This window comes from Candidatus Defluviilinea proxima (assembly GCA_016721115.1).
Classification (GTDB): domain Bacteria; phylum Chloroflexota; class Anaerolineae; order Anaerolineales; family Villigracilaceae; genus Defluviilinea; species Defluviilinea proxima.
This window is the reverse complement of record JADKIW010000001.1, coordinates 2663301-2688564: the sequence shown is the minus strand read 5'-3', so window position 1 is coordinate 2688564 and position 25264 is coordinate 2663301. Positions and strand designations below refer to the sequence as shown.

Below are 25264 nucleotides of genomic sequence, written 5' to 3'. Positions count from 1 at the left end.
GCAAAGGACGAATAACCTTTTGCCCACCCTCTTCATCCCCACTCCTCAGGATTGTCATTCTGAGCAAAGCGACGAATCCCTACCACGTTGTGAAGTCTTCCAGCGGGAGGAGAGACCCTCGCCTAGCGGCTTAGGGTGACATGGAAGGCAAAGTATAAATGTCTCTGCGTGTGATGACCTATAATATTTTGGATGGCGGGGGAAATCGAGAAACTTACATCTTGGATGTTATCCGAACCGTCAACCCAGATATTGTTATTCTTCAAGAAGTATTTACCGAAGAGTTTCTAAAGTCCTTGTCACATTCATTGGGAATGAATTATTTTATTGGCTCAGGCAATCAGCAAGTTGCCTGTTCATACGTTCAAAAGTCACCATCCAGTTTTCCCTATTTGGCGCAACTTCATTGATGCGGAAATTGAGTGTGAGCCAAATCAAACCATAAGAATTATCGGCGTTCACCCTATGGCAAACTTGGGAATCGTTTTTGAGTTTTGGCGTCTGCTGGAAGCTTTATATATCATCAAGTACACTCAAAAGTATCAAAACAAACCATGTCTCATAGCAGGCGATTTCAATGCCATCGCGCCGAACGAAAACGTGAAAACCGAGAATATGCCCTATTGGCTCAAGCGGATGATACGTTTGCAAGGCAATCGCGTTTATCACTTCTCTATCAGGAGGATACTATCAGCGGGGTTTACGGACTGCTTCCGATTATTGAATTCGGATGATGGCTTTACTCTCCCGCCGCCTAACCCAAATGCTCGGTTAGACTATATCTTTGTCAACAACAAGGTGAAGGAAAACATGTCAAAGTGTTGGGTAGTACGAGAACCAAACAGCTTAAATCTAGCATCAGACCATTATCCCGTTGTGGCCGAGTTTAGTTTATAAATTTTAAAGAAGAATAATCTATGCCCACACTCTTCATCCCCACCTCCAACGATGTCATGCTGAGCGATAGCGAAGCATCTCTACCGTGAGGAGTAGAGACCCTTCGTCTAGCGGCTCACATCGTCCCGATGTCCTTCGGGAGGGTGACACAATAGAGACAATACCATGAGCAAAGAATATTACGTCTACATCATGACCAACAAATCACGGACACTGTATACAGGCGTCACAAATGATTTGATGCGGCGCGTTCATGAACACAAGAACAAATTGGTCAAAGGGTTTACGAGCAGGTACAACATTCAATTTCTGGTTTTCTACGAATCTACAACTGACATCCATGCGGCGCTTGCAAGGGAAAAGCAAATCAAAGGCTGGTTGAGATCAAAGAAAATCGCTCTTATCGATTCTATGAATCCTACATGGAAAGACTTATCAGAAGAATGGTTTACGCCTGTACAAGATGCAAAAGATTAATATGTCATACTGAGTAAGCGAAGCAACTCCACCGTCGGGGTAGAGACTCTTCGCTCCGCTCAGAGTGACATAACCAATACCATGCCCACCATCTTCATCCCTGCCCCTCTTCGCAACTTCACGCAAGGAAAAGCTTCAGTTGTCGTATCCGCCTCCAGCGTGCGTGAGGCGATTGATGTTCTCGAAGCGGAATATCCCGGGATCAAGGACCGGTTATGTGAGGGAGAAAAGGTCCGCCCGAATATTTCAGTGATGGTTAATGGACAGGTCTCGCATTTGAAGATGAGGGAGAAGCTCGAAGAGGATAGCGAGGTCCATTTTGTGGTGGCGATCAGCGGCGGATGAATCTCGGAGGTCTACGAGGTCTTTTGTCAGATTATCTTCGTGACATTTATCTCGCGCCCTTCTCAGTCGCTATTAATCTCAACATGTCAAAATAGCCATTGTTCATAAAGTTTGCACACATAATGAAAATAGTTGTTGGAGGCATTACATGAAAATCAACAAATTCGTCATCGGTGGAATCCTGATCCTGGGTGCAGTGGTCTTCTTGATCTGGTCTTCCACGGTATCAGCATCGGAATATTTTTACACGGTAGATGAGGTCAACGCAAAGGGTGGAGCTGTCGTGAACCGCAATTTGCGCGTCTCTGGTGCTGTCCTCGGCGATACCATCCAGTATGATGCACAGAACCTGACCCTCACATTCGAAGTAGCTCACGTACCCGGTGACCAAGCCTTGATCGAAGAAGAAGGCGGTCTTGCCGATGCATTGCACGAAGCAGTTATGGATCCTTCCCGCTCTCGCATGAAGATCGTATATGTAGGCCCCATGCCAGACTTGCTGAGAAACGAGGCGCAAGCCATTGTGACCGGTCAACTCGGTGAAGATGGCGTTTTCCATGCGGATGAGCTCTTGCTCAAATGCCCGACCAAATACGAAGAAGCTGTACCTGAACAGGCGGCAAGCAAATAACGGTAAGTAAATCCTAAAGGTCTTATAGACCTTTAGGATTTTAAAATCGAAGGAGATCTCATGATCGCAGACTTTGGATATGGCGTTTTATTCGTATCGTTTTTAGTAGCTGTATATAGCGTGTTCGCCGCAATCTATGGCGAGTTCAAGAAATTACCGGGCATGGTTGAAAGTGCCCGTCGGGCCATGTTATTGACATGGCCCTTGTTGACACTTACCGCAGGCATTCTTATCTATCTCCTAGTCAATGACCACTACGAAGTCCAGTTCGTCTATGAAGTGACCAGTCGCGCCATGCCCACTTACCTCAAAGTGACGGCGTGGTGGGGCGGACAAGCCGGTTCACTTCTCTTTTGGTCTTGGTTAATGTCCGCGTTTGCCTCGCTGGCCACCCTCCGCAAATGGGACCGTGACCGCGAGTTCCTTCCCTGGGTGATCGTTGTGGCATGCGTCACACTGGCATTCTTCGTTGGTATGAACGTCTTCTACGAAAATCCGTTCGCTCAGCTGTATCAAACCTTTGATGGGACCATCGCCCCTCACACCTTTCAACCGGCGAATAGCATTCTCTTCACCCCGCAAGATGGCCGTGGATTGAACCCGCTTCTCCGCCACCCCGGCATGGTGATCCATCCTCCCATGCTGTATCTTGGCTTTGTTTCTTTCGTCATCCCGTATGCGTTCGCAATGGCGGCTTTGATCACCGGCCGCACCGATGACCGTTGGATCCGTCTCACGCGCCGCTGGACGTTGTGGGCATGGTTGTTCCTCTCCGCTGGTCTCGTGCTTGGCGGACGCTGGGCATACGATGTACTCGGCTGGGGCGGTTACTGGGGCTGGGACCCCGTGGAGATCGCGGCTTTCATGCCGTGGTTGACCGGTACAGCCTTCCTTCACTCCGTCATGATCCAGGAAAAGCGCGGCTTGTTCAAGCACTGGAACATGTTGCTCATTATCCTGACGTACGACCTCGTCATCTTTGGCACATTCCTGACCCGCTCCGGTGTGCTCTCTTCTGTGCATGCCTTTGCACAGAGCGCCATTGGCCCGTTGTTCTTTGCTTTCATCGGCATTACGCTCATCACATCGGTTGCGCTCATCTTCTATCGTTGGGAAGCTTTGAAATCCGAAACACAAATGACCTCCCTGCTTTCACGCGAGGCGCTGTTCCTGTTCAACAACTTATTGTTCATGAGCATTCTGGTCGTATGTTTCTGGGGCGTGATCTACCCACTTATCTCTGAACTATTCACCGGCCAAAAAGTGACGGTTGGACCTCCCTTCTATGAAAAGGCTACCGGTCCTTTGTGGGCTACGTTGTTGCTCCTGATGGGCATTGCACCACTCTCTGCGTGGGGACATTCCACTGTCAAGACGTTGGGACGTGCCATCTGGAAACCAGCCGCTGCAGCGCTGGCGATCACAGTGGTGTTGTATTTCACTTACACAACGATCCCCATCGCATTGTTGAGCTTCTTCCTGGTGGCGCTCGTTATCCTTGTGACTTTGTATGAATATGGCCGAGGGGTCAATGCACGGCGCAAGGCACAGGGCGAAGATATCTTTACCGCAATATGGAATCTCACCGGCCGCAATCGTCGCCGCTACGGTGGATACATCATCCACCTCAGCATGATGTTGATGGCAATCGGCATTCTTGGCATTGAGATATTCCAGGTAGAGACGCAGGGAACCATTGCCGCAGGCGATTCTTTACAACTCTCCGGGTACACCATCAAATACACGGAAGTGGCCTCGTGGGACGACGCCCCCAAAGGTGTGAATTTCACACGCGCCACAGTAGAGATCTACGATAAAAACGGAAAACTTTTAGGAGACCTGCACCCGCGCAAGGACTTCTACTTCGACAGCCAACAACCTATGACCATCCCCGGCCAATTGGCTTCGCTCAAAGACGAAGTATATGTTCTGCTGGTAGATTGGGAACCGATCGATCAAGCAGGCACCACTTTCAAGGTCTTCGTCAACCCGTTAATCAACTGGTTATGGATGGGAAGTTTCCTCTTCATCATCGGCACGATCATCGCGGCCTGGCCCGATAAAGACCCCGAGCGTGTGACTGTGCGCACGAACAAACGCGCCCATCAGCCCAGCGCAGCGGATTAGTTGGTAATTAGTAAATGGTAATTACGAGGATGAAATGCTGAACAATAGAAAATTACGAATTACAAATTACGAATTACCGCTGGCGATCATGACCGCGCTTGTGTTTTCGGCCATCTTTGCAGCCGTCGTTTTTGCCCAAGGCAACGAGCCGACCGATGATGACGTGAACCGTGTTGCCAAGCAGTTGTACTGTCCCGTTTGCGAAAGTACTCCTTTAGATGTATGCCCTACTGAGGCTTGCCGTCAGTGGCGTGACTTGATCCGCTCGATGCTGGCCGAAGGAAAAAGCGACGACGAGATCAAGCAATATTTTGTGATCCAATACGGTGTGCGCGTGTTGAACGAACCACCCAACCGTTGGGCATCCTATCTTGTGCCGGTCGTCGCGTTCCTTGCAGGCGCGTTCCTGCTCTTTCGCGGGTTCCGGATGTGGATGAAGCCAGTTGAAACAGAATCAGCTTCCCCTATTACGAATGAGGCGGAGCCTGTCCAACAGGATGATTACATTCGAAAAATGGAAGAAGAATTGAAGAAAAGGAATTAACGTCAATGACCGAATCGCAGAATACTGCCCCGCAACGTAAAGGTGTTGCGCTTCCGGTGCAGATCGTCATCTGGGTGTTTTTGGTTGCCTTGCTCGTCATCGTTGCGATGGGTTTGAAGCGCGCGCAACAAGGCACTATTCAACCCGGCCAACAGGTGGAAAATTTCACACTGCCGTTGTTCAGTGGGTATGAGTATCAAGGCAAAAGCGAAGTCCAATTAACTGACTTACGCGGCAAGGTTGTAGTGCTCAACTTCTGGGCATCATGGTGCAAGCCATGTGAACAGGAAGCCGCAGAACTGCAAAGCGCCTGGGCCGAATATGAACCCGCCGGCGATGTGGTTTTCATTGGCGTTGATTATGTAGACACCGAACCGGAGGCGCGCGTGTATTTGAAAAAGTTTGGTATCACGTTCGCTAACGGACCAGACCTCGCCACACACATCTCACAATACTTCCGTATCAAGGGCGTACCCGAAACGTATTTCATCGACCGCGAAGGCGTTCTACGCTATGTACAGGTGGGACCGTTCTCCTCTGTTCAGCAGATACGTGACATCATAGACCCATTGCTCGCCAAATAGAGGCTCCATGCAAATCGCCGCAATCTTACTCACCCTCGGAGTTGCCATACTGGTCGGGTTGTATTTATATGCCCCGCTCCTCGAGCGTCAGGCGCGCCGCGTCACCAGCGAAGAGACGGAACTTTCCACTCTACTGGCCGAACGTGACCGTGTGATCAATTCGCTACAAGAACTTGATTTCGATTTCAAACTTGGGAAGATCCCCGAAGGGGATTATCCAGATCAACGCGCCGGACTTTTGCAACGAGGCGCAGACATCCTCAGGAAGATCGATTCATTCTCCCCCAAATCTGCTTCAGCGCAGGATACTGAATCCAGGCTGGAGAAGGCCATTGCCGCACGCCGCGCAGACTCATCTGCCAAAGAAACCAAGATCAGCGATGATGATATTGAGTCCATGCTATCGGCACGCCGCAAACTGCATAAGGACAAATCGGCAGGCTTCTGCCCGAAATGCGGAAAACCCGTAATGGAAACCGACCGCTTCTGTCCATCATGCGGAAAGCCTTTGTAAAGAGAAGAGAACAGGATTTCAATGAAACTTCGCCATACGATTTTATTTGTCTTCGCCGCCATCATGGTTTCGGCATGTAACCTGACGCTGGCTGAGGATGTGACACCACCTCCCGGCTACGTTCCCCCCACACCGATGCCAACACTGGCGTTGGTTCCTCCACAACGCCCGAACGTTGCCAACGGACAAGCCATCTATTTTGAAAAATGTGCGGCCTGTCACGGCGAAACCGGTCTCGGCGATGGCGCACAGGGTATTCAACTCGGCGTTACTGTCCCCGCGTTTGCAATCGCTGAATCAGCGCGCTCGGCATCACCTTCGCAATGGTATACAACCGTCACGCGTGGTCGCATGGATCGCTTCATGCCTCCCTTTGCCAGCCTGAACGATCAGGAACGTTGGGATGTGGTGGCGTACATCATGACCTTACATACCAGCACAGAGGAGATTCAAAAAGGTAAAGAGATCTTTGATGCCAACTGCACGGATTGTTCAACTGACTATTACAAAGATCTGAGCAAGATGTCTGATCTGAGTACGGTAGCGTTGGCGCGCATCGTGAGGCTTGGCAACGAAACCATCCCTGCTTTCGGAGAGAATCTTCCAGATGCAGAGACGTGGGCCGTGGCTGAATATCTGCGGTCATTATCGTATGACGTAGCGGCTCCTGCCACCCCGACAGTTGTTCCGGCTACTGAGACTCCTGCCCCCGTTGACACACCGTCAGCTGAGGGAACGCCTATCGAAGGCACGCCGCAGACCAACGTCCAACCAGAGGCGACGGTTGTCGTCAAAGAAGGGTTTGGAACTGTCAGCGGAACCATCGATAATAAGACCGGCAAAGAACTTCCATCCGATCTCAAGATCACCCTGCGTGGATACGAGCATGATCTGGCCAACCCCAACGCCGGCACACAAGAAGTGTTGACTCTGGAAGGCGTGGCCGCACCAGATGGCTCATTCATTTTTGAAAATGTCGAGATGCCTGAGAACCGCATCTTTTTGGCTGAAGCGAAATACGAGGGGATGGATGTAACTTCAGACTATGTGGTTGTGGAAGCCGGGCAGAGCGCGGTGACCATTCTGCCGCTGGTCATATACCCTGTCACAGATGACACATCTTCGCTGACCGTTGATGAGTTGGATATCTTCCTCAGCGAAGAGAATGAGACAACCTATAACATTTACGCGGTCTATAACTTCCGCAATACCGGCGATGCGATTGTCTCGATCTCCATGGGAACCAGCCAGGAAATCCCATTCCTGAAATTCCCGGTGGAAGCACAGGGTATGGGGTACGATGCCATGCAAGGTAGTGCGCCGTTCATCGACACAGCCGATGGTATTGCGATGAAACCAAGTGACCAGCCGTATAACATCCTTGCGGTTGCCAGCATCGCAAAGACCGAGGAATTTACTCTCTCGCAACCGTTCGTTCTGCCTGTTTCTGTGGTGCGAATCTTCGTGCCCGAAGGCATGGAAGTGGAAGGCACCAGCATCACCAAAGATCAATTGCAGGATATTCAAGGGATGTCGTATCAATCGTATCTCGCCAATGGCGTAAACGCCAATGACACCTTGAGTTTCAAAGTCAGCGGCACACCCAAAACTGCTTCAACACCAGAGCCCGCCAAATCCACAACCAACAATGCGCTCTTGATCGGCGCTGGCGGATTGGGCTTGGCACTCATCCTTGCCGGTGGCTGGATGTACCTGCGTGACCGCAAGAAACTTGCAGAAGAAATTGATGAAGAGGATGACGAAGAAGAGTTCGAAACTGCGGAAGATGTAATGGATGCCATCATCGCTCTTGACGACCTGCATCGCGCCAAAAGATCACTGACGAAGCATATCAAAAGCGACGTGCCGAGTTGAAAGATATATTAAAGGGAATGGCGTAAACACGTCATGATCACCGTCAAAAAGCTGGTTAAACGTTTCGGGTTGAAGACCGTCTTACGCGGGTTGGACTTTGAAGTCCAACCCGGTGAGTTCGTTGCATTGCTTGGGCCAAACGGTGCAGGCAAGACAACCTTTTTACGCATCCTTGCTTCCCTCTCGCGCCCATCATTGGGAGAAGTAAAAGTCGCTGGGTATCAACTTCCCAACGAAGCCGCAAATGTCCGCGCGAGATTGGGCGTCGTATCCCATCTTCCCTTGCTGTATGGTGACCTGACCGCAGACGAGAATCTTCGCTTTTATGGACGCATGTACAACATCGCGAGCCTTGAAGAGCGTGTGACCGAAGTGTTGGAAATGGTTGGGCTTGAAAATCGCAGACGCGACCTTGTCCGCACATTTTCACGCGGCATGCAACAACGTCTCGCCATTGGGCGCGCTGTATTGCACGACCCCGACGTGATGCTTTTCGATGAACCCTATACCGGTCTTGATCAGGATGCATCGTCCATGCTTGATGATGTGTTGAAAACCGTTGCCGCAAAGGGACGGACCGTAGTGATGACATCTCACGACTTGGCCCGCGCTGAAGAACTCGCCACGCGATTTGATATCCTTTCACGCGGCGTTATCGCAGCATCAGCGACCAAGAAACAACTCCGTAAAAACAATCTGCTCACATTCTATAAAGAAGCGCTGGTTGACTAAGATGACAGAACAACGTTCCAATTCCCAGTCGGCAAAAGGCAGTTACATCAAAGCGGTCGGCGCAATCGTATGGAAAGACATTATTGCAGAATATCGTTCACTCGAACTGGTTTCGGCGATGAGCGTTTTCTCGCTTTTGGTTATCATCATTTTTAACTTTGCGCTCGATCTTGATATCAAAACACGTCAGACAATCACCGCAGGCGTGCTTTGGGCCACCTTCGCCTTCGCAGGGACACTTGGCCTCAACCGTTCCATGTCTGTTGAAAAGGATCGCGGCTGTCTGGACGGCCTCCTGCTTGCGCCCGTCGACCGTTCCGCCATTTATTTTGGCAAGGCAATAAGCAACCTGATATTCATGCTGATCGTGGCGATCGTTGTCTTGCCTGTGTATAGTGTTCTTTACAACACAAACCTTTTTCAACCGGGTTTGCTCTTGGTCATTCTGCTCGGTTCAATCGGTTACGTGGGAGTAGGAACCCTGCTTGCAACCATGTCTGTGCAGACACGCACACGCGATATTCTCCTTTCCATTTTACTTTTCCCAGTGATCCTGCCGGTATTGTTGCCCGCCATCATAGCCAGCAACGGCTTCCTGAACGGTCTTGAGATGTCGGAGATTCTCTTTCCATTGAGCATCCTGATCACGTACGATGTCATTTTTATCGCCGTGGCGTTCATGGTCTTTGATAGTGTTGTAGAAGAATAATTCTTTGGATGCAGGAGTACTCTCCTGCGGACCACATAAAACTTTTATTAAGGAGTATTTATGCAAGCCAAACCCGTAGCTCTCAAAATTCTCGATGTCCTCTCCATTATCGTGTTGGGCATCTCCACATACCTTGCCCTTGTTTTTGCGCCAAAGGAAGTGGTGATGGGTGATGTACAGCGAGTGTTCTACTTCCACATCGGCACCGCATGGACAGCCCTGCTTGGCTTTATCCTTGCCGCATTGTTCAGTGTGATCTACCTCATCAGCAAAGACCTAAAATGGGATCGCTGGCAAGTGGCCGCCATTGAGGTGAGCCTGGTGTTTTTCCTCATCACCATCGTACTCGGTTCCATTTGGGCCCGCCCCGCCTGGAACACCTGGTGGACCTGGGATCCGCGCCTTACGACCGCCGCTGTCACCGAGTTGATCTATATCGCCTACTTCATGCTCCGCCAGGGTATTGACGATCCCGAACGACGCGCCCGCTTTGGCGCCGTCTATGCGCTCGTTGGTGGGTTGAGCGCACCGATCACCTTCTTTGCCATTCGCTTGTTCCGCACCATTCACCCGGTGGTCATCGGCGGCGCAAACGCTGAAGCAGAAGGCACCTTCGCCATGTCTGCTGATATGCGCGTGGCGTTTTTCTTCGCCTTGTTCGCATTCACCATTATTTTCATTGACCTGTTCTGGAATCGCATCCTTCTCGGCAATCTCGAGGAAAAGGTCGAACAACTCAAACTCAAAGTTACCATGTAATTGGAGTCAACCATGTTCCTACAAACACCCACACCTGATACCTCCGGCTACATGATCGCCGGTTATGCGATCTCCTTTATCGTGATGGCGCTGTACGTTGCCAGCATGTACGTCCGCGCTCGCAACTTGAACCAGGATAAAGCCATGCTCGAAGAAATGGACAAGCCTGTCGCGCCTGTGGTACCTGCCAAATCAACAGGCAAGCCCAAAGCCACAGCCGCGAAAAAGGCTAAAACTGTAACAAAAAAGTCAAAGAAAAAATAGGCACTGAAAGAGAAGAGTCCGCTATAATGTAGGCGGGCTTTTTTATATGAGATCAAACAACGGGATTCGCACACAGTGGATGATAAGGCTCATAACGCTGAGCCTGCTCATCGTCCTGGCAGGAAGCGCCTTCGGGTCTTTCCCCCTTGGGTCTGCTTCGTCGTCCCAATCCCCTCCCGGCCCTGACAGATATGCCGTCACAGTTGTGAGCTACACAAAATACTCCTGGTGGATGATCCGCTGGGGTGGAAGTAAAGTTGAATGCAAAATTGAGGTGGACCACGAAGGTCTGCCAACGCCCGGGGATATTTACGTGGATTGCGGGGAAGATGTATACGATGAATGGATCGAACAAAAACCCTGTAGTGAAAAAGATGTGAGCCTTTGTAAAGGTTTTTATCTTGTAAAGGTGGATAGCGAGCCTGCTCAAAAGAAGATTTCATCAAAACTACAACCGCCGATCGTGCAAGTGACTCTCGAAAACTGCAAGCCCGTTTACACATCGTCTACAAACATTTGCGAATATGAACCTGTTTTGGTCTTAACCGGTATCGAGCCGTTGCAGGGATACACCATCACCGGCATCGAAGGCCTATACGGTGGACAAACATTTACTTGCGGTCCGGTGTGTCGGTTGAGATTACCCGTCACCAACGAAGAGGTGTTCACACTGCAATTCTGGGCATATTCCAGTTACGGTGATAGCAGTGAAGTGTTCGATGCAAAGATCCGTGTGGCCGTCACAGATGAAGGCAACCCCGATCAACAACATTATTGGTTCGTAGATGTATTAAGCTCCCAGTGGGCTGGAGTACCGCTGGCCACTTGTGTGGAATCATGGGGCGTACTGCCTCCCATCGGCGGGCCACCAGAATGGTTGAGCACACCTACTCAAAGCGAAAAACTCGGCACCGAAGTACCTTATAACTATCTGACTGCAAACCTGATCCGTAGCGGCGCTGTGGATGCGAGTTACTGTGCTGATAACGGACTGATGCCCGATGGAAGCGCTTCGGAATGTGGAATTCAAGCCGCACGTCCAACCGTCAAGGATTGGCAAAATCAATTCGATGGTGCCATTCTGAACGTCGCAAAAGATACGGGCGTGCCCGCACATTTACTGAAAAACCTGTTCGCCGTGGAAAGCCAATTCTGGCCGGGAAGTAATTTGAAAAGCGACATGGGGCTCGGTCAATTGACGGAACATGGAGCCGATACAACCCTGCTTTGGAATCCTCCGTTCTTCAAACAGTTCTGTCCACTTGTGATGGACTCAGAAGAATGCAGCAAGGGCTACCTGCATGTCGGCGATGAGAAGCAAGCGTATCTGCGTTTGGCTTTGATAGATGCAGTCAATGCGAATTGCGATGATTGTCCGCTCGGGCTCGATATGGAACGTGCGAATTTCAGCATCGGCGTCTTTGCCCACACCCTGCTCGCCAATTGCGAACAAGCTTCCCAGGTAGTCTGGAACTACAACAATAAAAAGACCCCCAGCGAACTGGAAATATCCTACGAAGATATGTGGAAGTTCACGTTGGTCAACTACAATGCAGGCGGTGGATGTCTCGCTACGGCATTTGATCTGGCAAGCGAAAAACAAGAGCCGCTCACCTTCGAACGCATCTCCTTGTATCTTGAGCCTGCGTGCCAGAGAGCCGTTGACTACGTAAAGCAGATCAGCGGAACACCTGCCAGTCAGGCACCTTGAACTCATCGAATAAAGTTGTAACCCATCAGCATAATATGCTACACTAAAGGCATGATGCTCCCGCGAAACTTCACAGAAGTCAGCGCAAGATATAAACCGCATATAGATCATCAAAAATGAAGCAGGCCTGTTCACAGGTAACTGCTTCGTTTATTTTTTGGAGGAACCATGCTCTCACCGATCGAAAAAATCCTCTTTGTACTCGCAACAGTCGCATCGCTATATTTCACCTATAAAGGCGTTCAACGCATCATCGCTCACATCGCCAGTGGACAGGGCAAACCCGATTGGTCTCTGTTTTGGAAGCGACTGGGAGAGGTCATCATCAAAGTGGGGTTGTTCCAACCGGTGTTCCGTTTTCGATTGTGGCCCAGCATTCTTCATGCGCTTATCGGTTGGGGTTTCATCTCGTTCCTCTTCATCAATCTTGCAGACCTGATCTACGCATTTACGAACTTCAAACTCCTTGAACATCTTGGCTTATTTGGGGACATCTACCGTCTCATCGCGGACTTTGCGAACGTAGCGATCCTCATCGGCATATTCGCGATGGCCGTTCGCCGCTTCATCATCCGACCTTTGAACCTGTCCACTCGTGAGACAACTTTACTTCACCCCAAAGCGCGTTCTGGGATTCTGCGAGACTCAGCTATTGTCGCAACCTTTATAATTATTCATAATTCAATGCGGTTCTTAGGGGAAAGTGCATATCTTGCACTACCAGTCGCCGGAACTTCGTTTCTTATTGATCCCGTTATAGATCCTTGGCAACCTTTTATAAGTAGATTTGCACTAAGCTTAATTCATTATTCTCCTGCTACCATAGAGACTATTGAGCATATTGCCTTCTGGCTATCCATTGGCGCAGTGGTTGCGTTCCTTCCTTACTTCCCGTATTCAAAGCATATTCACTTGTTCTTTGCTCCGCTCAATTTTGCACTGAAGCCCGAGCGGAAGTCTATTGGGGAATTGAGCTATATCAATCTCGATGACCAATCCATTGAACAGTTCGGCGCCGCGACAATGAAAGACCTCGGCTGGGAACAGATCATGGATAGTTACGCCTGCATCATGTGCATGCGCTGTCAGGAAGTGTGCCCCGCGTACAACACTGGCAAGTTGTTATCTCCCGCCGCTTTGGAGATCAACAAACGCTATCACTTGAACTTTGGCGGCGCGACCGATGTGCCGATGACACAATTGATCTCGGAAGAAGCTGTGTGGGCTTGTACATCTTGTGGTGCCTGCGTGGACATCTGTCCCGTTGGCAATGAGCCGATGCGTGATATTCTCGATATCCGCCGCAATCTCTCGATGATGGAAAGCACATTCCCCAAACAACTTGAGACTGCATTCAAGGGCATGGAACGCAACACCAACCCGTGGAATGTTTCGCAAGCTGACCGCATGAAATGGGCTGAGGGCATAAACGTGCCAACGATTGAGCAAAACGCTGAGCCTGATATTGTGTGGTGGGTCGGCTGTGCCCCCGCAACGGATGCGCGCGCGCAAAAGACCGCGCAAGCCTTTGCGAAGATACTGAATGCGGCCGGTGTTAATTTCGCAGTGCTCGGAAAGAACGAAGCCTGTACAGGTGATTCCGCTCGCCGCGCAGGACGCGAAGATATTTTCTTCGGTCTCGCCACACAAAACGTGGAGATTCTCAACGAGGTCGCACCCAAACGGATCGTGACGACCTGCCCACATTGTTTACATACGCTCAAGAACGAATATCCTGCCTTTGGCGGAAACTATCAGGTCATCCATCACACGCAGTTGATCAATGAGCTGGTCGGTGCAGGGAAGATCAGTCTGGAAGTGAATAGCGACCAGTTCTCAGTGACATTCCATGACCCGTGCTATTTAGGCAGACACAACAAGATCACCGATGCGCCGCGCGAAGCGTTGAAGTCCGCTGGCGTGTTGACGATCGAGATGCCACGCAATTCAGCCAAGTCTTTTTGTTGTGGTGCAGGCGGCGCACAGATGTGGAAAGAAGAAGAAAACGGCACAGCGCGTGTCAATGCCACGCGTTTCGCTGAAGCAAAAGAAACTGGCGCAAACACCGTCGCTGTAGGATGTCCATTCTGCTTAACTATGATGAGCGATGCGTCCAAAGCAGATGGCGGTGAAATTCAAGTCAAAGATGTAGCAGAGTTGGTCCTGGAGAGAATGAAGTAAAAGGAGAAGCTATCCATGTTGGATCTGAATTCCAAGTTCGGGCGTGTCGTAAAGAGACATCTCAAGAATGAATATTTCGTCTGGTTAACAACAGTGGATTCAAGAGGAACGCCTCAGCCGAGGCCAGTCTGGTTTGTTTGGGACGACGATTCATTCCTGATATTCAGCAAGCCAAATGCGTTCAAGGTCAAGCACTTGAAAAACAACCCAAACGTTTCACTTCACTTCAACACAAAGGACCAACATGGAGATCAACATGTGATCGTTCTGACCGGTGACGCCTTTTTCGATACCATGTCTCCTCTTGCACACATGGTGCCTGCATATCTCAAGAAATATAAAAGCGGCATAATTGGTTTAAAGATGACTCCCGAAGAATTCGGCAATGAGTACTCAAGAGCCATAAGAATCAAGCCAACGGAAGTACGTGGTTGGGAGTAAAATACTCCAGTTCATATGGAGGAACAATGACGAAAGATATGATTCGAACATTGCACCCAGAAAAGAAACAAGGGGTGAACATCAGCAAAGACAAATATGAAATCATTCGCAAGACGATCTTTACCGTTCTGAAACAAAATAAAGAAATGCCTTTCATGAAACTTTCCCGCGCAGTGGAGAAGGAAGTGCGCGGCACATTCGATGGTTCGGTCATGTGGTATGTGACCACCGTCAAATTGGACATGGAAGCGCGCGGCGAGGTCAGACGCGTTCCCAATTCAAGGCCTCAACTCGTCAGGCTCGTCAAATAACTGACACACGGCATAACAGGCAAAACCAGCCCAGCCATCATCAACTCAAACTTTATCTTTAAAATCTATAAGAGACCCAAAATGGCGGATACACCGAATTTTGACATTCAACAAGCGCATACTTTTTTTTCTGATGATTGTTCTAACCGAACCTGGGGCAACATGGACAAAAACAGCATACGTTCCACCGAAGAGAATATGGAAATGTTGCACACAGCCATTGCATCCATCTGGCATTGGTCACAACGCAAGGACGTTACATGCGAAAATCTCTCAGTTGGATATTGGCAGGTATCGCGCGTCTACTGCCTGATCCGGCAACCGAACAACGCCCGCACATATGGAATGTTGGCTCTGCAATACGCTAAAGAATTGTCCCCTTTCTTCAGAGGCTATGCCTACGAAACACTCGCCCGCGCCGAGATGATCGCAAACAAACGCGTCATCATGCTTACGCACCTCGAAAAAGCGCACGAAATGCTCATGCAGATCAACGATGAAGTGAATAAGCAACGGCTCGCCAACGATTTGGAAACCATCCGATAGCCTGCTTTCGAAGCTAACAATTCTAAACGCAAGGGACTATTGTATAATTCGCGGACTTCACCCACAAGGATGATCCCCACATGAAATACAAAATCCCACTCTTATTCATCGCCACTTTACTTTTGGCGGCTTGCTCCACGTCTGCTGTGCAACCTGCGCCAACACTTGATGCTGTCCAACAACAAGGGCAATCCGTCTTCAATCTGCGTTGCGCCCAATGTCACGCCACCGTGCCCGATACGGTTGTGATCGGCCCGTCCATGTATGGCCTTGCCACCCGCGCCGCCACTCGCATGGAAGGCTACGATGCGCAGGCTTACATTGAACACTCGATCTTATTCCCTAAAGATTACATCGTCGATGGTTTCACCGACACCATGCCCACCAACTTTGGCAAAGAACTTACCAGTGATGAACTCAATGCAATCATTTCATACTTGATGACCTTCAAGTAAGACCAATCTGACAAGTCTCATTGGAGGCGATCCGAACAATATAGGATCGTGAAGACCTGTCAGGTTTTTATAAAATCGCCAAACGGAGAAGAAAATGAAAACCTGGATCAAACGCATCCTGCTCGGTCTCGGCGCACTTGCGCTCCTCGGCATTCTCTACGCCGCCTTTGCCCCTCTGTCCTACGATCCCGTTCTCCCAAAAGAAAAATGGGGCGCGGGCGCAAGCAGTGTGCTTCCCGCCTATAGCGGCTTGCAACGAGAATTCCCTGCGCTCAATGGCAAGACCTCACCAGAAAAAACAGAACTCGGCCGCATGTTGTTCTTCGATCCCGTTCTTTCAAAAGATCAAGACCTCGCCTGCGCCACCTGCCACAACCCCAGTCTCGGTTTCAGTGATGGGATGCAAACCGCGCTCAATCTTCAGCGCAATAGTCTGAGCCTTTGGAATGTTGGCTATGGGACCAACTTCTTCTGGGATGGACGCGAACCGACTCTCGAATCTCAACTATTAGTCCCGCTTCATGCACCTAACGAGATGTCTGCTACTGATGAAGAGACCGTATCCCGCCTGAAAGCGATTCCAGCCTACGTAGACCTATTCGATAAAGCATACGGCGACGGCGCGGACTCGGTCACTATTGAGAATCTGCAAACAGCCATCGCATCGTTTGAACGCACACTCATTTCCAACAACAGCCCATTCGATCAATACGCTGCCGGTCAATTCGATGCATTGACCGGACAACAGCGCCGCGGGCTGGATTTGTTCCGCTCGGCATCCACGCGTTGTTTTGAATGTCACGCCGCGCCCACCTTTGGCAACGACAATTTCTTCGTCACTGGCGTGCCCGATCTTGACGGACAGACACACGACAAGGGACGTGCCGCAATTTCCGCAGATGGGCTCGATGGTGCATTCAAAGCACCATCCTTGAGAAATGTGGCTCTGTCTGCCCCATACATGCACAATGGTGCCTTTGCCACTCTCGAAGAAGTGATCGACTTCTACGCCAATGGCGGCGGCATGGATCAAGGCATCAAAGTGGACCGTCACATCAACAAGATCAGTTTAAGCGCACAAGAGAAAGAAGATCTGGTCGCGTTCCTGTATGCATTGACCGATGAAAGCGCAATGCCTGAAATTCCGACGTCTGTGCCTTCAGGATTACCAGTGGTGGAACAATACCCGAACCCGGCGCGTGAAGTTGTCCGCGTGGCGAATGTGGCCGTGACTGAATCAGGCACCCCGAAGCATGAACCGACCACCGTCCGCATGGGACCGGATGAGACGATCCAACAAGCTGTGGATCGGTCTGGCCCCGGCGACACGATCGAAATCCCATACGGCATTTATCACGAGTCTGTCGTGTTGGATTGGAGTGATGTCAAGCTGGTCGGCATCCCGAACAATAAAGGCGAATGGCCTGTGATCGATGGCGAGGGCACGCGTTCAGACGGCGTGATCGCATCGGGCAATAACTTTGAGATGTATAACTTTGCCGTGAAGAATTACACATCGAACGGCGTGTTGGTAGAAGGCGCGACGAAGGTGTACTTGCATGACATGTACATTGAGAATACGGGCGTGTATGGTGTGTACCCTGTGCGCTGTACCGATGTGCTGATCGAGCGCATCGAAGCGACGTTGATGAACGACGCCGCGATCTATGCGGGCAAATCACAGGATGTGGTGATCCGCAATACTTTGACATATGGCAATGTGATCGGCATTGAGTTGGAGAATACGGTCAACGGCGATGTGTATAACAACGTAGCGCACGACAACACGGTCGGCATCTTCATTGACCTGTTGCCGCAATTGCCTTCGAAGGTTTCGATGTACACGAAGGTACACGATAACATCAGCGAAAACAACAATGGCAACAACTTTGGCACCGAAGGGACAGCGGTGGCGCTCATCCCGCCTGGTACGGGCATGCTGATCCTCGCAGCGGATGAGGTAGAGATTTACAACAACACGATCCGAGGCAACAAGACAGGAGGTCTGGCGGTCTTCAACTTGACGATTGGCTTCTCGACCAACGAGATCGATGTAGGCCCGAACCCTGAACATGTCTACGCCCACGACAACATATACGAGAACAATGGATACGATGCTGATCCTTTCGTGAAGAATATGCTCGGCAAAGGATACGATATCATTTGGGATACGAGCGGCGCGGACAACTATTTCGATGAGAAGGTGGCATCATCCTTCCCGCCCGCTCTGCCGAAAACATCGTGGCCCCAACCGTTATACAACTTATACTGGCGAGTAATGAACTTTATAGCCAAGATGGCAAGCTAGGTAAAAGTACAACAAGAAAGAGACCAGACAAAATCTGGTCTCTTTCTTGTTGTATGTGGCTTGCAATAGCTACCAAATGCTTCCATTTGGGGCAGGTAATTGCCAAAACTTTGTTTATAATACTTCTGGAGACTTTAACAATGAATCGCTTATCACCCGTTCTTACACAAGAAGATATCTTTCCGCAATATCGCGGCACACCCGTGGGCTTTTTATTGGAATACCACAACCTCAACCACGAGTACGAGACGTACTCACAGGCACAGCTACTCATCGGCATGTGCATGGACAATCGCAAACATCTGCACATCCCCGACAACTTCGCTTTTATCATCCGCTCGGGAGGAGCCAATTTACGTTACAGTGAATTCAAGGTGTCTTATGCCATCGGCGCAGGAGGAGCGAAGAGTATTGCTTTGATCGGCCACAACCAATGCGGTATGGTCAATCTCGTGGCTCGCAAGGAAATGTTTATCAAAGGGCTGATCGAAAACGCAGGCTGGGAGCGGGCACAGGCCGAAGAGCATTTCATGCAACTTGCCCCCATGTTCGAGATCGGCAACGAAATAGACTTCGTCTTGAGCGAAACTCAACGCCTACGCACACGTTACCCGAAGATCCAGGTCGCTCCGCTGTTGTATAAGGTGGAAGATAATTTACTGTACCAAGTGAAGGAAAATTAAGTTCATTTGTTCAGGCAGGGTTTTCAGACCCTGCCTGAACGATACGAGCCTTTATTTTTTGAACACCTTCTCCAACTCCATCGCCACCAACACCAATGCACCGGTCCCTGTGGCGATAAGCAGATCAACAAGGCTCAACGGCACAACCCCAAAGAACGAGCTCATGAACGGCACGTAGAGTACGATCAACTGTAACACTACGACCGAAAACATCATCCACGCCAGCAATTTATTCTCAAACAAATTCATCTTGAATACTGATTCGGTTGCCGAACGCGAAGCCAGCGCCTGAAAAACCTGCGCAAACGCCAGGAACGTAAAGACCATCGTCTGCCATTGGTCGTAACCGCCGTAGTAATACCACGCGCCGAGCCCCAATGCCAATGCACCGATCAACGTGCCCACCCACACGACCTGTACACCAGCTCCGCGCGCGAACACACCTTCTTTTGGCGAGTACGGCGGGCGATTCATCGCATCTTTTTCGGGTGTCTCCACACCCATGCCAAGGCCAAGCAAACCGTCAGTCAACAGATTGAGCCACAGCAACTGCAATGGCAACAATGGAATCGGTTTTCCAAGGAACGGCGCCAGCAACATCACCAGCACCTTGCCAATATTCCCCGCCACGCTAAAGCGTACAAACTTGCGGATGTTATCGTAGATCGTGCGCCCTTCTTTCACGGCGGCAACAATGGTCGCAAAGTTATCGTCGAGCAGAACCATATCGGCGGCTTCCTTGGAAACATCCGTACCGGTGATCCCCATAGCAACACCGATATCCGCGCGCTTCAACGCAGGCGCATCATTCACACCATCACCTGTCATCGAGACAATATGCCCGCGTTCCTGCAAAGCCTGCACGATCTTCAACTTATGTTCCGGCGATACACGCGCGAACACCTGCACATCATCCACTACATTCTTCAACTCATCGAACGAAAGTTTTTCGATCTCAACGCCCGTCAACACACGCCCCTGTTCGCTGATACCCAACTGACGCGCGATCTCCGAAGCCGTCAGCGGATGATCGCCAGTGATCATGACCGTACGAATTCCCGCAGTCTTTGTGATGGCAACCGCATCCTTCACTTCTTCACGCGGTGGGTCGATCATGCCGAACAAGCCAACGAATGTCAAATTCTGTTCCAAATCGGTTTGGATCACTTCGGGAATCTGATTCAACAAACGGACTGCAACGCCCAAGACGCGCATCCCTTTCTTGGCGAGACGTTCATTCGCCGCCTCGATTCGAAGCCGTAAGCTGTCATCTAACAATTGAGCCTGGTTATTCACCCAAACCTGATTTGACACACCCAAGAGACCGTCCACGCTACCCTTGGTAAAGGCAATATATTTATGATCGCCAACATCCAAACCTGCCAGGGTCGTCGCATCATATTGACCCAGGTGATGGACAGTTGTCATGCGCTTGCGCTCAGAGTCAAAGGGCAATTCAGCCGCACGCGGGAAGGACAGATCCAGCGATGACTTCCAATAGCCCATCTTCGCGGCAGAAACGACCAACGCCCCTTCGGTGGGATCTCCCAACGTGTGAAACTTGTCAGCCCCTTCATCGACGAGACTCGCGTCATTACATAACGCGCCGCCGATCGCTGTCAGCGAAAGAGCTGACTGGGCTGGCACACCCATATTGCGGGTTGTCGTGAATGAGCCGCTTCTGTCCATTTCACCGGTCAGATCCAATTCATGGTCGGCCACATCCAATACAACCACCGTCATGCGGTTCTCGGTGAGCGTGCCGGTTTTATCGGAACAGATCACGGTGACCGAACCTAACGTTTCCACCGCAGGTAATTTGCGAATCAGGGAATTTTTGGCAAGCATGCGTTGTGCGCCCAACGCAAGTGTAATGGTCACAACAGCAGGCAAACCTTCAGGGACAATCGCTACTGCGACGCTGACCGCTGTCAATAACATGTGACGAAGTTCATCGCCGCGTAACACCCCCAGCACAGCGATGATAATGGCAATGAGAACTCCTATGATCGCAAGATTCTTACCAAGCTGATCGAGTCGTTTTTGTAAAGGCGTCTCATCTGAACCGCTTTGTTGAATGAGGTCCGCGATCTTGCCAAGTTCAGTTTGCATACCCGTTTCCACCACGAGTGCAAGACCACGTCCCTGCGTAATGATGGTCCCCATATAACCCATGTTACGGCGATCACCTAATGGAAGGCCTTCGCCAGATAGCATGGCCGTTTGCTTTTCAACGGGCTCCGATTCACCTGTGAGAGCGGCTTCTTGAATACGTAGGTTGACCGCCTCAAGCAGACGCACATCCGCAGGCAGAACATTCCCTGCCTCGAGTTGGATGATATCGCCTGGCACCAGTTCACGCGCTGAGAGTTCCTTGAGTGCGCCATCGCGCAGCACCCGTACATTTGGCACAGACAATTTCTTGAGAGCCGCAATCGCCTGTTCAGCACGATACTCTTGAACAAAGCCAAGAATGGCATACAGGATCACGATGGCCGAGATGGCGATCGTGTTCTTCAAATCGCCAAGCAAGCCTGCGACTACCGCCGCCGCGATGAGGATCAACACCATGGTCGCGGTAAATTGCTCCCACAGGATCTTGAGCGGCGTGCGTCCACCCTTTTCAACGAGCTCGTTGCGCCCGTACTTTGTCAGACGCAGATCCGCTTCCTTTTGTGAAAGACCAGTTTCAGGCTGAGTTTGAAGCGTAGCAAGAGTCGATTCAATGTTTTGTAGGTGCCAGTTCATTTATGAGTCCAGTCTACTTTTGTTTGAGCGCATCCATCCCAACCGAGGAAAGACTGCACGATAATGATACATGAGATAAGAGACAATAACAAGAAAACCGAGGCCGAATATGAAGGGTAAATGCGTTTTGATATATTGGCTGATCAGCATCCATTCATGCCCAAGGACGTATCCGGCGCCGATCAATAGCGTACACCAAACATAGGCGCCGAGAAACGTGGCGAAAAAGAATTTTGGGAAAGGGATCTTTACGATCCCGGCTGGAATACTGACAAGTGTGCGTACACCGGGAATAACGCGCCCAACCATGACAATGCCTGCGCCCCACTTACGGCATTGATCTTCGATCTTTTCAATATACCGAGTATCAATGCGAAACCAATGGGTGAATTTATCGATCACGGGGCGGCCACCGATCCGCGCCACCCAATAAGTGATGGATGCACCAATGGCGCTTCCCAAGCCTGCATATAGACCAGCCAGCGGAATAAATGTTGGCGAGATGCCATGTCGTTCGATCAACATCCAACCTGCGAAGGCCAGAATGATCTCGCTGGGCGTAATACCAGTGGCATTTTCGAAAACCATCAGGCCAAAGACGCCATACCAGCCAAATTTATCAAAGATCATTTGCAAGGCAGATAAGATTGTTTGTTCCAAGGTATCTAGCATTTTGTTTTTCCTGTTTTTCCATACCCCAACAGGGGTAGTATGAATTAAAAAGACCACCGCCAAACACTTTTTGGCGATGGTCTTGCCTTTTGCTGAACAGCCGGGAACGAATTCCGTATTGACGACTGAGCATCCCAATATTTGGGCGGCTACTCCCCATCGGAGTTTTTAGATTATACAGTGGTTTTATTTTTGAACCACGCTAGTTAAGAATATTCTCATCCCAACGGCTGAGGGATCCGATTTGCCACTTGCAATGCTGAACGGATCATCAGGTATTCGGTGATGTTCTCCATGGTGATGAGGCCAACGAGTTGTCCGCCGTGAGTGACGGGCAAAGTCTTTGAGCCAGATTCCTGCAAACGCATGAGCACCATTTCGATCATCTCATACGAATCCACCTCGGGCAGGTCGCGACGGATGAAGTTCATGACCGGGGCAGACTGTCCGTGTTGGGTGAGCGCCAGCATAAATGCGTCACGGTCGAGAATTCCAGCGACCTTGCCATTCGCGTCCACAACGGGAAAGTCATGTTGTGAACCAGCCAATATCAAGGCGACAACCTGTGAAAGATTATCGCGCGGTGACAAGGTTTTGAAATCGGTCAACATGGCACGCGTGATGGGAATTCCGCTGACAGAGTTCTTGACCTGCGCCGCATTGGCTTCTTGTGAAGCGCCGATCCAGACGAAGAAGGCGATGAAGAGCAAGGTGGGGTTTCCGAACAAGCCCAAAAAGCCGAACAACAACGCCATACCCTGACCGATGTTCGCGGCGATCTGTGTGGCACGGACATACTCCATGCGCATGGCAAGGACAGCACGCAACACGCGGCCACCATCCATGGGGAAGGCAGGGATGAGGTTGAACAACACAAGCGAGATGTTCACAGTCATCACGCGTTCAAGGAAAGAACCCGAAGCGATGGTCAGGTCTGTAAGAGGAACCAGATTGTTCGTTAAGTAAAGAACCGCAAATAAGATCGCCGCAATGACCACATTAACGGCGGGTCCCATCAAAGCCACCCACAACTCCTCGATCGGTTTGTCAGGCATGCGCTCCAACCGAGCCACACCGCCAATTGGGTATAAAGTAATATCGCGTGTTTTGATCCCGTATTTTCGGGCGGTTAGGGCATGACCATATTCATGCAAAACCACACATCCAAACAGCGCGAGGATAAACAGTATGCCATTAAGAACCTCGCCCCAGTTCTGATGTTCGACCCAGTGACTATAACCAACCCAGCCGATGAGCAAGAGGAAGGTGGCATGCACATACACATCTATCCCTGCAAAACGTCCAAGTTTCCATTGCCATTTCATTTTTAAACTCCAGTTTTGACATCAGTTCTTGTGAGGGCTACGCCCTCACAAGAACTGTTATGGCCACATTCTAAAGAGCATGTATTAGAAATTTATTTTAAATATCTCTCAAGAACTATCAGAGTTAAATAAAAAGACCCGTATATCGAAAGGATATACGGGTCTCAAGCAAAACACTTAACTCTATTTAATGAGTCCCAGTTTCTTACCAGCTTCGCCGATGACATCCATCGCACGTTCGATCTCACTCGGTTCATGCCCGGCAGTGACGGTAGCACGCAGGCGGGCGAGCCCTTCCGGTACGGCGGGCGAAACAACGGGCAGAACGAACACATCGTTGTGCTGAGATTCGCGTGTCATTGCAAAAGCAGTATCGTCATCGCCGCACAACACAGGGACAATGGCGGTCTCGGTCAACATGGTATCGAAACCCATACTCTTGAGGCCGTTGATGAACAACTTGGTGTTCTCATTGAGACGCTCAATACGCCAGGGCTCATCGAGAATGACCTTGAAGGCCTCGTTCGCGGCGGCGGCCTGTGCAGGCGGCAATGCAGCCGAGAAAATATACGCGCGGCTGGCGTGACGGAAATAATTGATGATCTCCCGTTTCCCAGCCACATACCCGCCCACCGAGGGGATGGTCTTGCTCAGGGTTCCCATCTTGATATCGATCTCACCGTACATATCGAAATGTTCTTCGATACCTGTGCCCGTCTTGCCGAGCACACCCACCGAATGGGCTTCGTCGATCATCAACCACGCATTGTACTTTTTGCACAAAGCGACCATCTTCGGCAGGTCGATGATATCGCCGTCCATGCTGAAGACCGAATCCGCGATCACCAACTTGGCAACACCCTCGGGAGCATTCTTCAACAAACCTTCGAGGTGGTCCATTTCGTTGTGACGGAAACGACGAAACTCTGCACCAGACATCAAACACCCATCTACAATGGAGGCGTGATTCAATTTGTCTGAAAAGACATAATCGCCGCGCCCCATCAAGGTGGAGACGACGGTCAGGTTGGTGGCATATCCAGAAGAATACGTGATGGCGGCTTCGGCATGCTTGAAGTTCGCAATCGTCTCTTCCAATTCGTTGTGGATCGTCAATGTACCGGCCAGCGTGCGGACGCCGTTCGTGCCCGTACCGAATTTATCCACGGCTTTCTTAGCCGCCTCATTAATTCGGGGATGATTGATCAGCCCCAAATAGCTGTACGAAGCGTACATCCCCATCTCCCGCCCATTTACGCGAACTTTCATGTTCGGCAGGATCTCCTGCACGGGTTGGTTATAAAAATACAGATCGTTCGACTTCAAATACGCTAGACGGTCTGTAAAAGCTTGAATGCGGCGCGTTACAGCGTCATTGGTGTTCTGGAAATCCATTGAGATTCCTCCGAGAAAAGATTGGCGGAA

General features: G+C 50.4%; 25 protein-coding genes. 21 read left to right on the top strand and 4 right to left on the bottom strand.

Features of this window, described 5'->3' with window-relative positions:
- Positions 1–327 precede the first annotated feature (327 nt).
- The 21 genes from IPP66_12470 (at position 328) to IPP66_12370 (ending at position 19094) form a co-directional block, all read left to right on the top strand.
- Positions 328–897, top strand: coding sequence for an endonuclease/exonuclease/phosphatase family protein (locus IPP66_12470; GenBank protein MBK9926092.1), 570 nt, complete (start codon positions 328–330; stop codon positions 895–897).
- Between the two features lie 192 nt (positions 898–1089).
- The gene (locus IPP66_12465; GenBank protein ID MBK9926091.1) at positions 1090–1374 is read left to right on the top strand and encodes a GIY-YIG nuclease family protein; all 285 of its coding nucleotides are present in this window, start codon (positions 1090–1092) and stop codon (positions 1372–1374) included.
- An 81-nt stretch (positions 1375–1455) separates the two neighbouring features.
- Positions 1456–1719, top strand: coding sequence for a MoaD/ThiS family protein (locus tag IPP66_12460; GenBank protein MBK9926090.1), 264 nt, complete (start codon positions 1456–1458; stop codon positions 1717–1719).
- A 148-nt stretch (positions 1720–1867) separates the two neighbouring features.
- Complete coding sequence (locus IPP66_12455) at positions 1868–2350, top strand: cytochrome c maturation protein CcmE (protein ID MBK9926089.1); 483 nt, start codon at positions 1868–1870, stop codon at positions 2348–2350.
- 60 nt (positions 2351–2410) lie between these two features.
- Positions 2411–4477, top strand: a complete 2067-nt coding sequence (locus IPP66_12450; protein ID MBK9926088.1) for a heme lyase CcmF/NrfE family subunit — start codon at positions 2411–2413, stop codon at positions 4475–4477.
- A 34-nt stretch (positions 4478–4511) separates the two neighbouring features.
- Positions 4512–5021 carry a cytochrome c-type biogenesis protein CcmH gene (locus tag IPP66_12445; GenBank protein ID MBK9926087.1) on the top strand — a complete coding sequence of 170 codons (510 nt, stop codon included), beginning with the start codon at positions 4512–4514 and terminating at the stop codon, positions 5019–5021.
- A gap of 5 nt (positions 5022–5026) precedes the next feature.
- Positions 5027–5605: a TlpA family protein disulfide reductase gene (locus IPP66_12440; GenBank protein ID MBK9926086.1), complete on the top strand. Its 579-nt coding sequence runs from the start codon at positions 5027–5029 to the stop codon at positions 5603–5605.
- A gap of 7 nt (positions 5606–5612) precedes the next feature.
- Positions 5613–6119 carry a zinc ribbon domain-containing protein gene (locus IPP66_12435; protein ID MBK9926085.1) on the top strand — a complete coding sequence of 169 codons (507 nt, stop codon included), beginning with the start codon at positions 5613–5615 and terminating at the stop codon, positions 6117–6119.
- Positions 6120–6140: 21 nt separating this feature from the next.
- Positions 6141–7994, top strand: coding sequence for a c-type cytochrome (locus IPP66_12430; GenBank protein ID MBK9926084.1), 1854 nt, complete (start codon positions 6141–6143; stop codon positions 7992–7994).
- Between the two features lie 33 nt (positions 7995–8027).
- Entirely contained in the window at positions 8028–8726 is a 699-nt protein-coding gene (gene ccmA, locus IPP66_12425) for a heme ABC exporter ATP-binding protein CcmA (GenBank protein MBK9926083.1), read from the top strand.
- A 1-nt stretch (position 8727) separates the two neighbouring features.
- The gene (locus IPP66_12420) at positions 8728–9435 is read left to right on the top strand and encodes a heme exporter protein CcmB (GenBank protein MBK9926082.1); all 708 of its coding nucleotides are present in this window, start codon (positions 8728–8730) and stop codon (positions 9433–9435) included.
- A 60-nt stretch (positions 9436–9495) separates the two neighbouring features.
- Positions 9496–10194 (top strand): cytochrome c biogenesis protein CcsA, encoded by a 699-nt coding sequence (ccsA, locus tag IPP66_12415; protein ID MBK9926081.1) that lies wholly within the window; start codon positions 9496–9498, stop codon positions 10192–10194.
- A gap of 12 nt (positions 10195–10206) precedes the next feature.
- Positions 10207–10458, top strand: a complete 252-nt coding sequence (locus IPP66_12410) for a hypothetical protein (protein MBK9926080.1) — start codon at positions 10207–10209, stop codon at positions 10456–10458.
- A 46-nt stretch (positions 10459–10504) separates the two neighbouring features.
- A complete protein-coding gene (locus IPP66_12405; protein MBK9926079.1) occupies positions 10505–12169 on the top strand; it encodes a hypothetical protein in 1665 nt (554 codons plus the stop codon).
- Between the two features lie 168 nt (positions 12170–12337).
- Positions 12338–14350, top strand: coding sequence for a (Fe-S)-binding protein (locus IPP66_12400; GenBank protein ID MBK9926078.1), 2013 nt, complete (start codon positions 12338–12340; stop codon positions 14348–14350).
- A 15-nt stretch (positions 14351–14365) separates the two neighbouring features.
- A complete protein-coding gene (locus tag IPP66_12395; GenBank protein ID MBK9926077.1) occupies positions 14366–14791 on the top strand; it encodes a TIGR03667 family PPOX class F420-dependent oxidoreductase in 426 nt (141 codons plus the stop codon).
- 26 nt (positions 14792–14817) lie between these two features.
- Entirely contained in the window at positions 14818–15102 is a 285-nt protein-coding gene (locus tag IPP66_12390; protein ID MBK9926076.1) for a hypothetical protein, read from the top strand.
- A 162-nt stretch (positions 15103–15264) separates the two neighbouring features.
- Positions 15265–15648: a hypothetical protein gene (locus IPP66_12385; GenBank protein ID MBK9926075.1), complete on the top strand. Its 384-nt coding sequence runs from the start codon at positions 15265–15267 to the stop codon at positions 15646–15648.
- An 80-nt stretch (positions 15649–15728) separates the two neighbouring features.
- Positions 15729–16103, top strand: coding sequence for a cytochrome c (locus IPP66_12380; protein ID MBK9926074.1), 375 nt, complete (start codon positions 15729–15731; stop codon positions 16101–16103).
- A gap of 94 nt (positions 16104–16197) precedes the next feature.
- The gene (locus tag IPP66_12375; protein ID MBK9926073.1) at positions 16198–18411 is read left to right on the top strand and encodes a right-handed parallel beta-helix repeat-containing protein; all 2214 of its coding nucleotides are present in this window, start codon (positions 16198–16200) and stop codon (positions 18409–18411) included.
- Between the two features lie 140 nt (positions 18412–18551).
- Positions 18552–19094, top strand: coding sequence for a carbonic anhydrase (locus tag IPP66_12370; protein ID MBK9926072.1), 543 nt, complete (start codon positions 18552–18554; stop codon positions 19092–19094).
- 51 nt (positions 19095–19145) lie between these two features.
- Here the strand turns inward: IPP66_12370 and IPP66_12365 are convergent, their stop codons facing one another.
- The 4 genes from IPP66_12365 to IPP66_12350 form a co-directional block, all read right to left on the bottom strand.
- Positions 19146–21842 carry a cation-translocating P-type ATPase gene (locus tag IPP66_12365; GenBank protein ID MBK9926071.1) on the bottom strand — a complete coding sequence of 899 codons (2697 nt, stop codon included), beginning with the start codon at positions 21840–21842 and terminating at the stop codon, positions 19146–19148.
- Complete coding sequence (locus IPP66_12360) at positions 21843–22514, bottom strand: DedA family protein (protein ID MBK9926070.1); 672 nt, start codon at positions 22512–22514, stop codon at positions 21843–21845.
- A 218-nt stretch (positions 22515–22732) separates the two neighbouring features.
- On the bottom strand, positions 22733–23839 hold the full coding sequence (locus IPP66_12355) for a site-2 protease family protein (protein MBK9926069.1): 1107 nt from the start codon (positions 23837–23839) through the stop codon (positions 22733–22735).
- 183 nt (positions 23840–24022) lie between these two features.
- Positions 24023–25234, bottom strand: coding sequence for an aminotransferase class I/II-fold pyridoxal phosphate-dependent enzyme (locus IPP66_12350; protein MBK9926068.1), 1212 nt, complete (start codon positions 25232–25234; stop codon positions 24023–24025).
- Between the last annotated feature and the right edge of the window lie 30 nt (positions 25235–25264).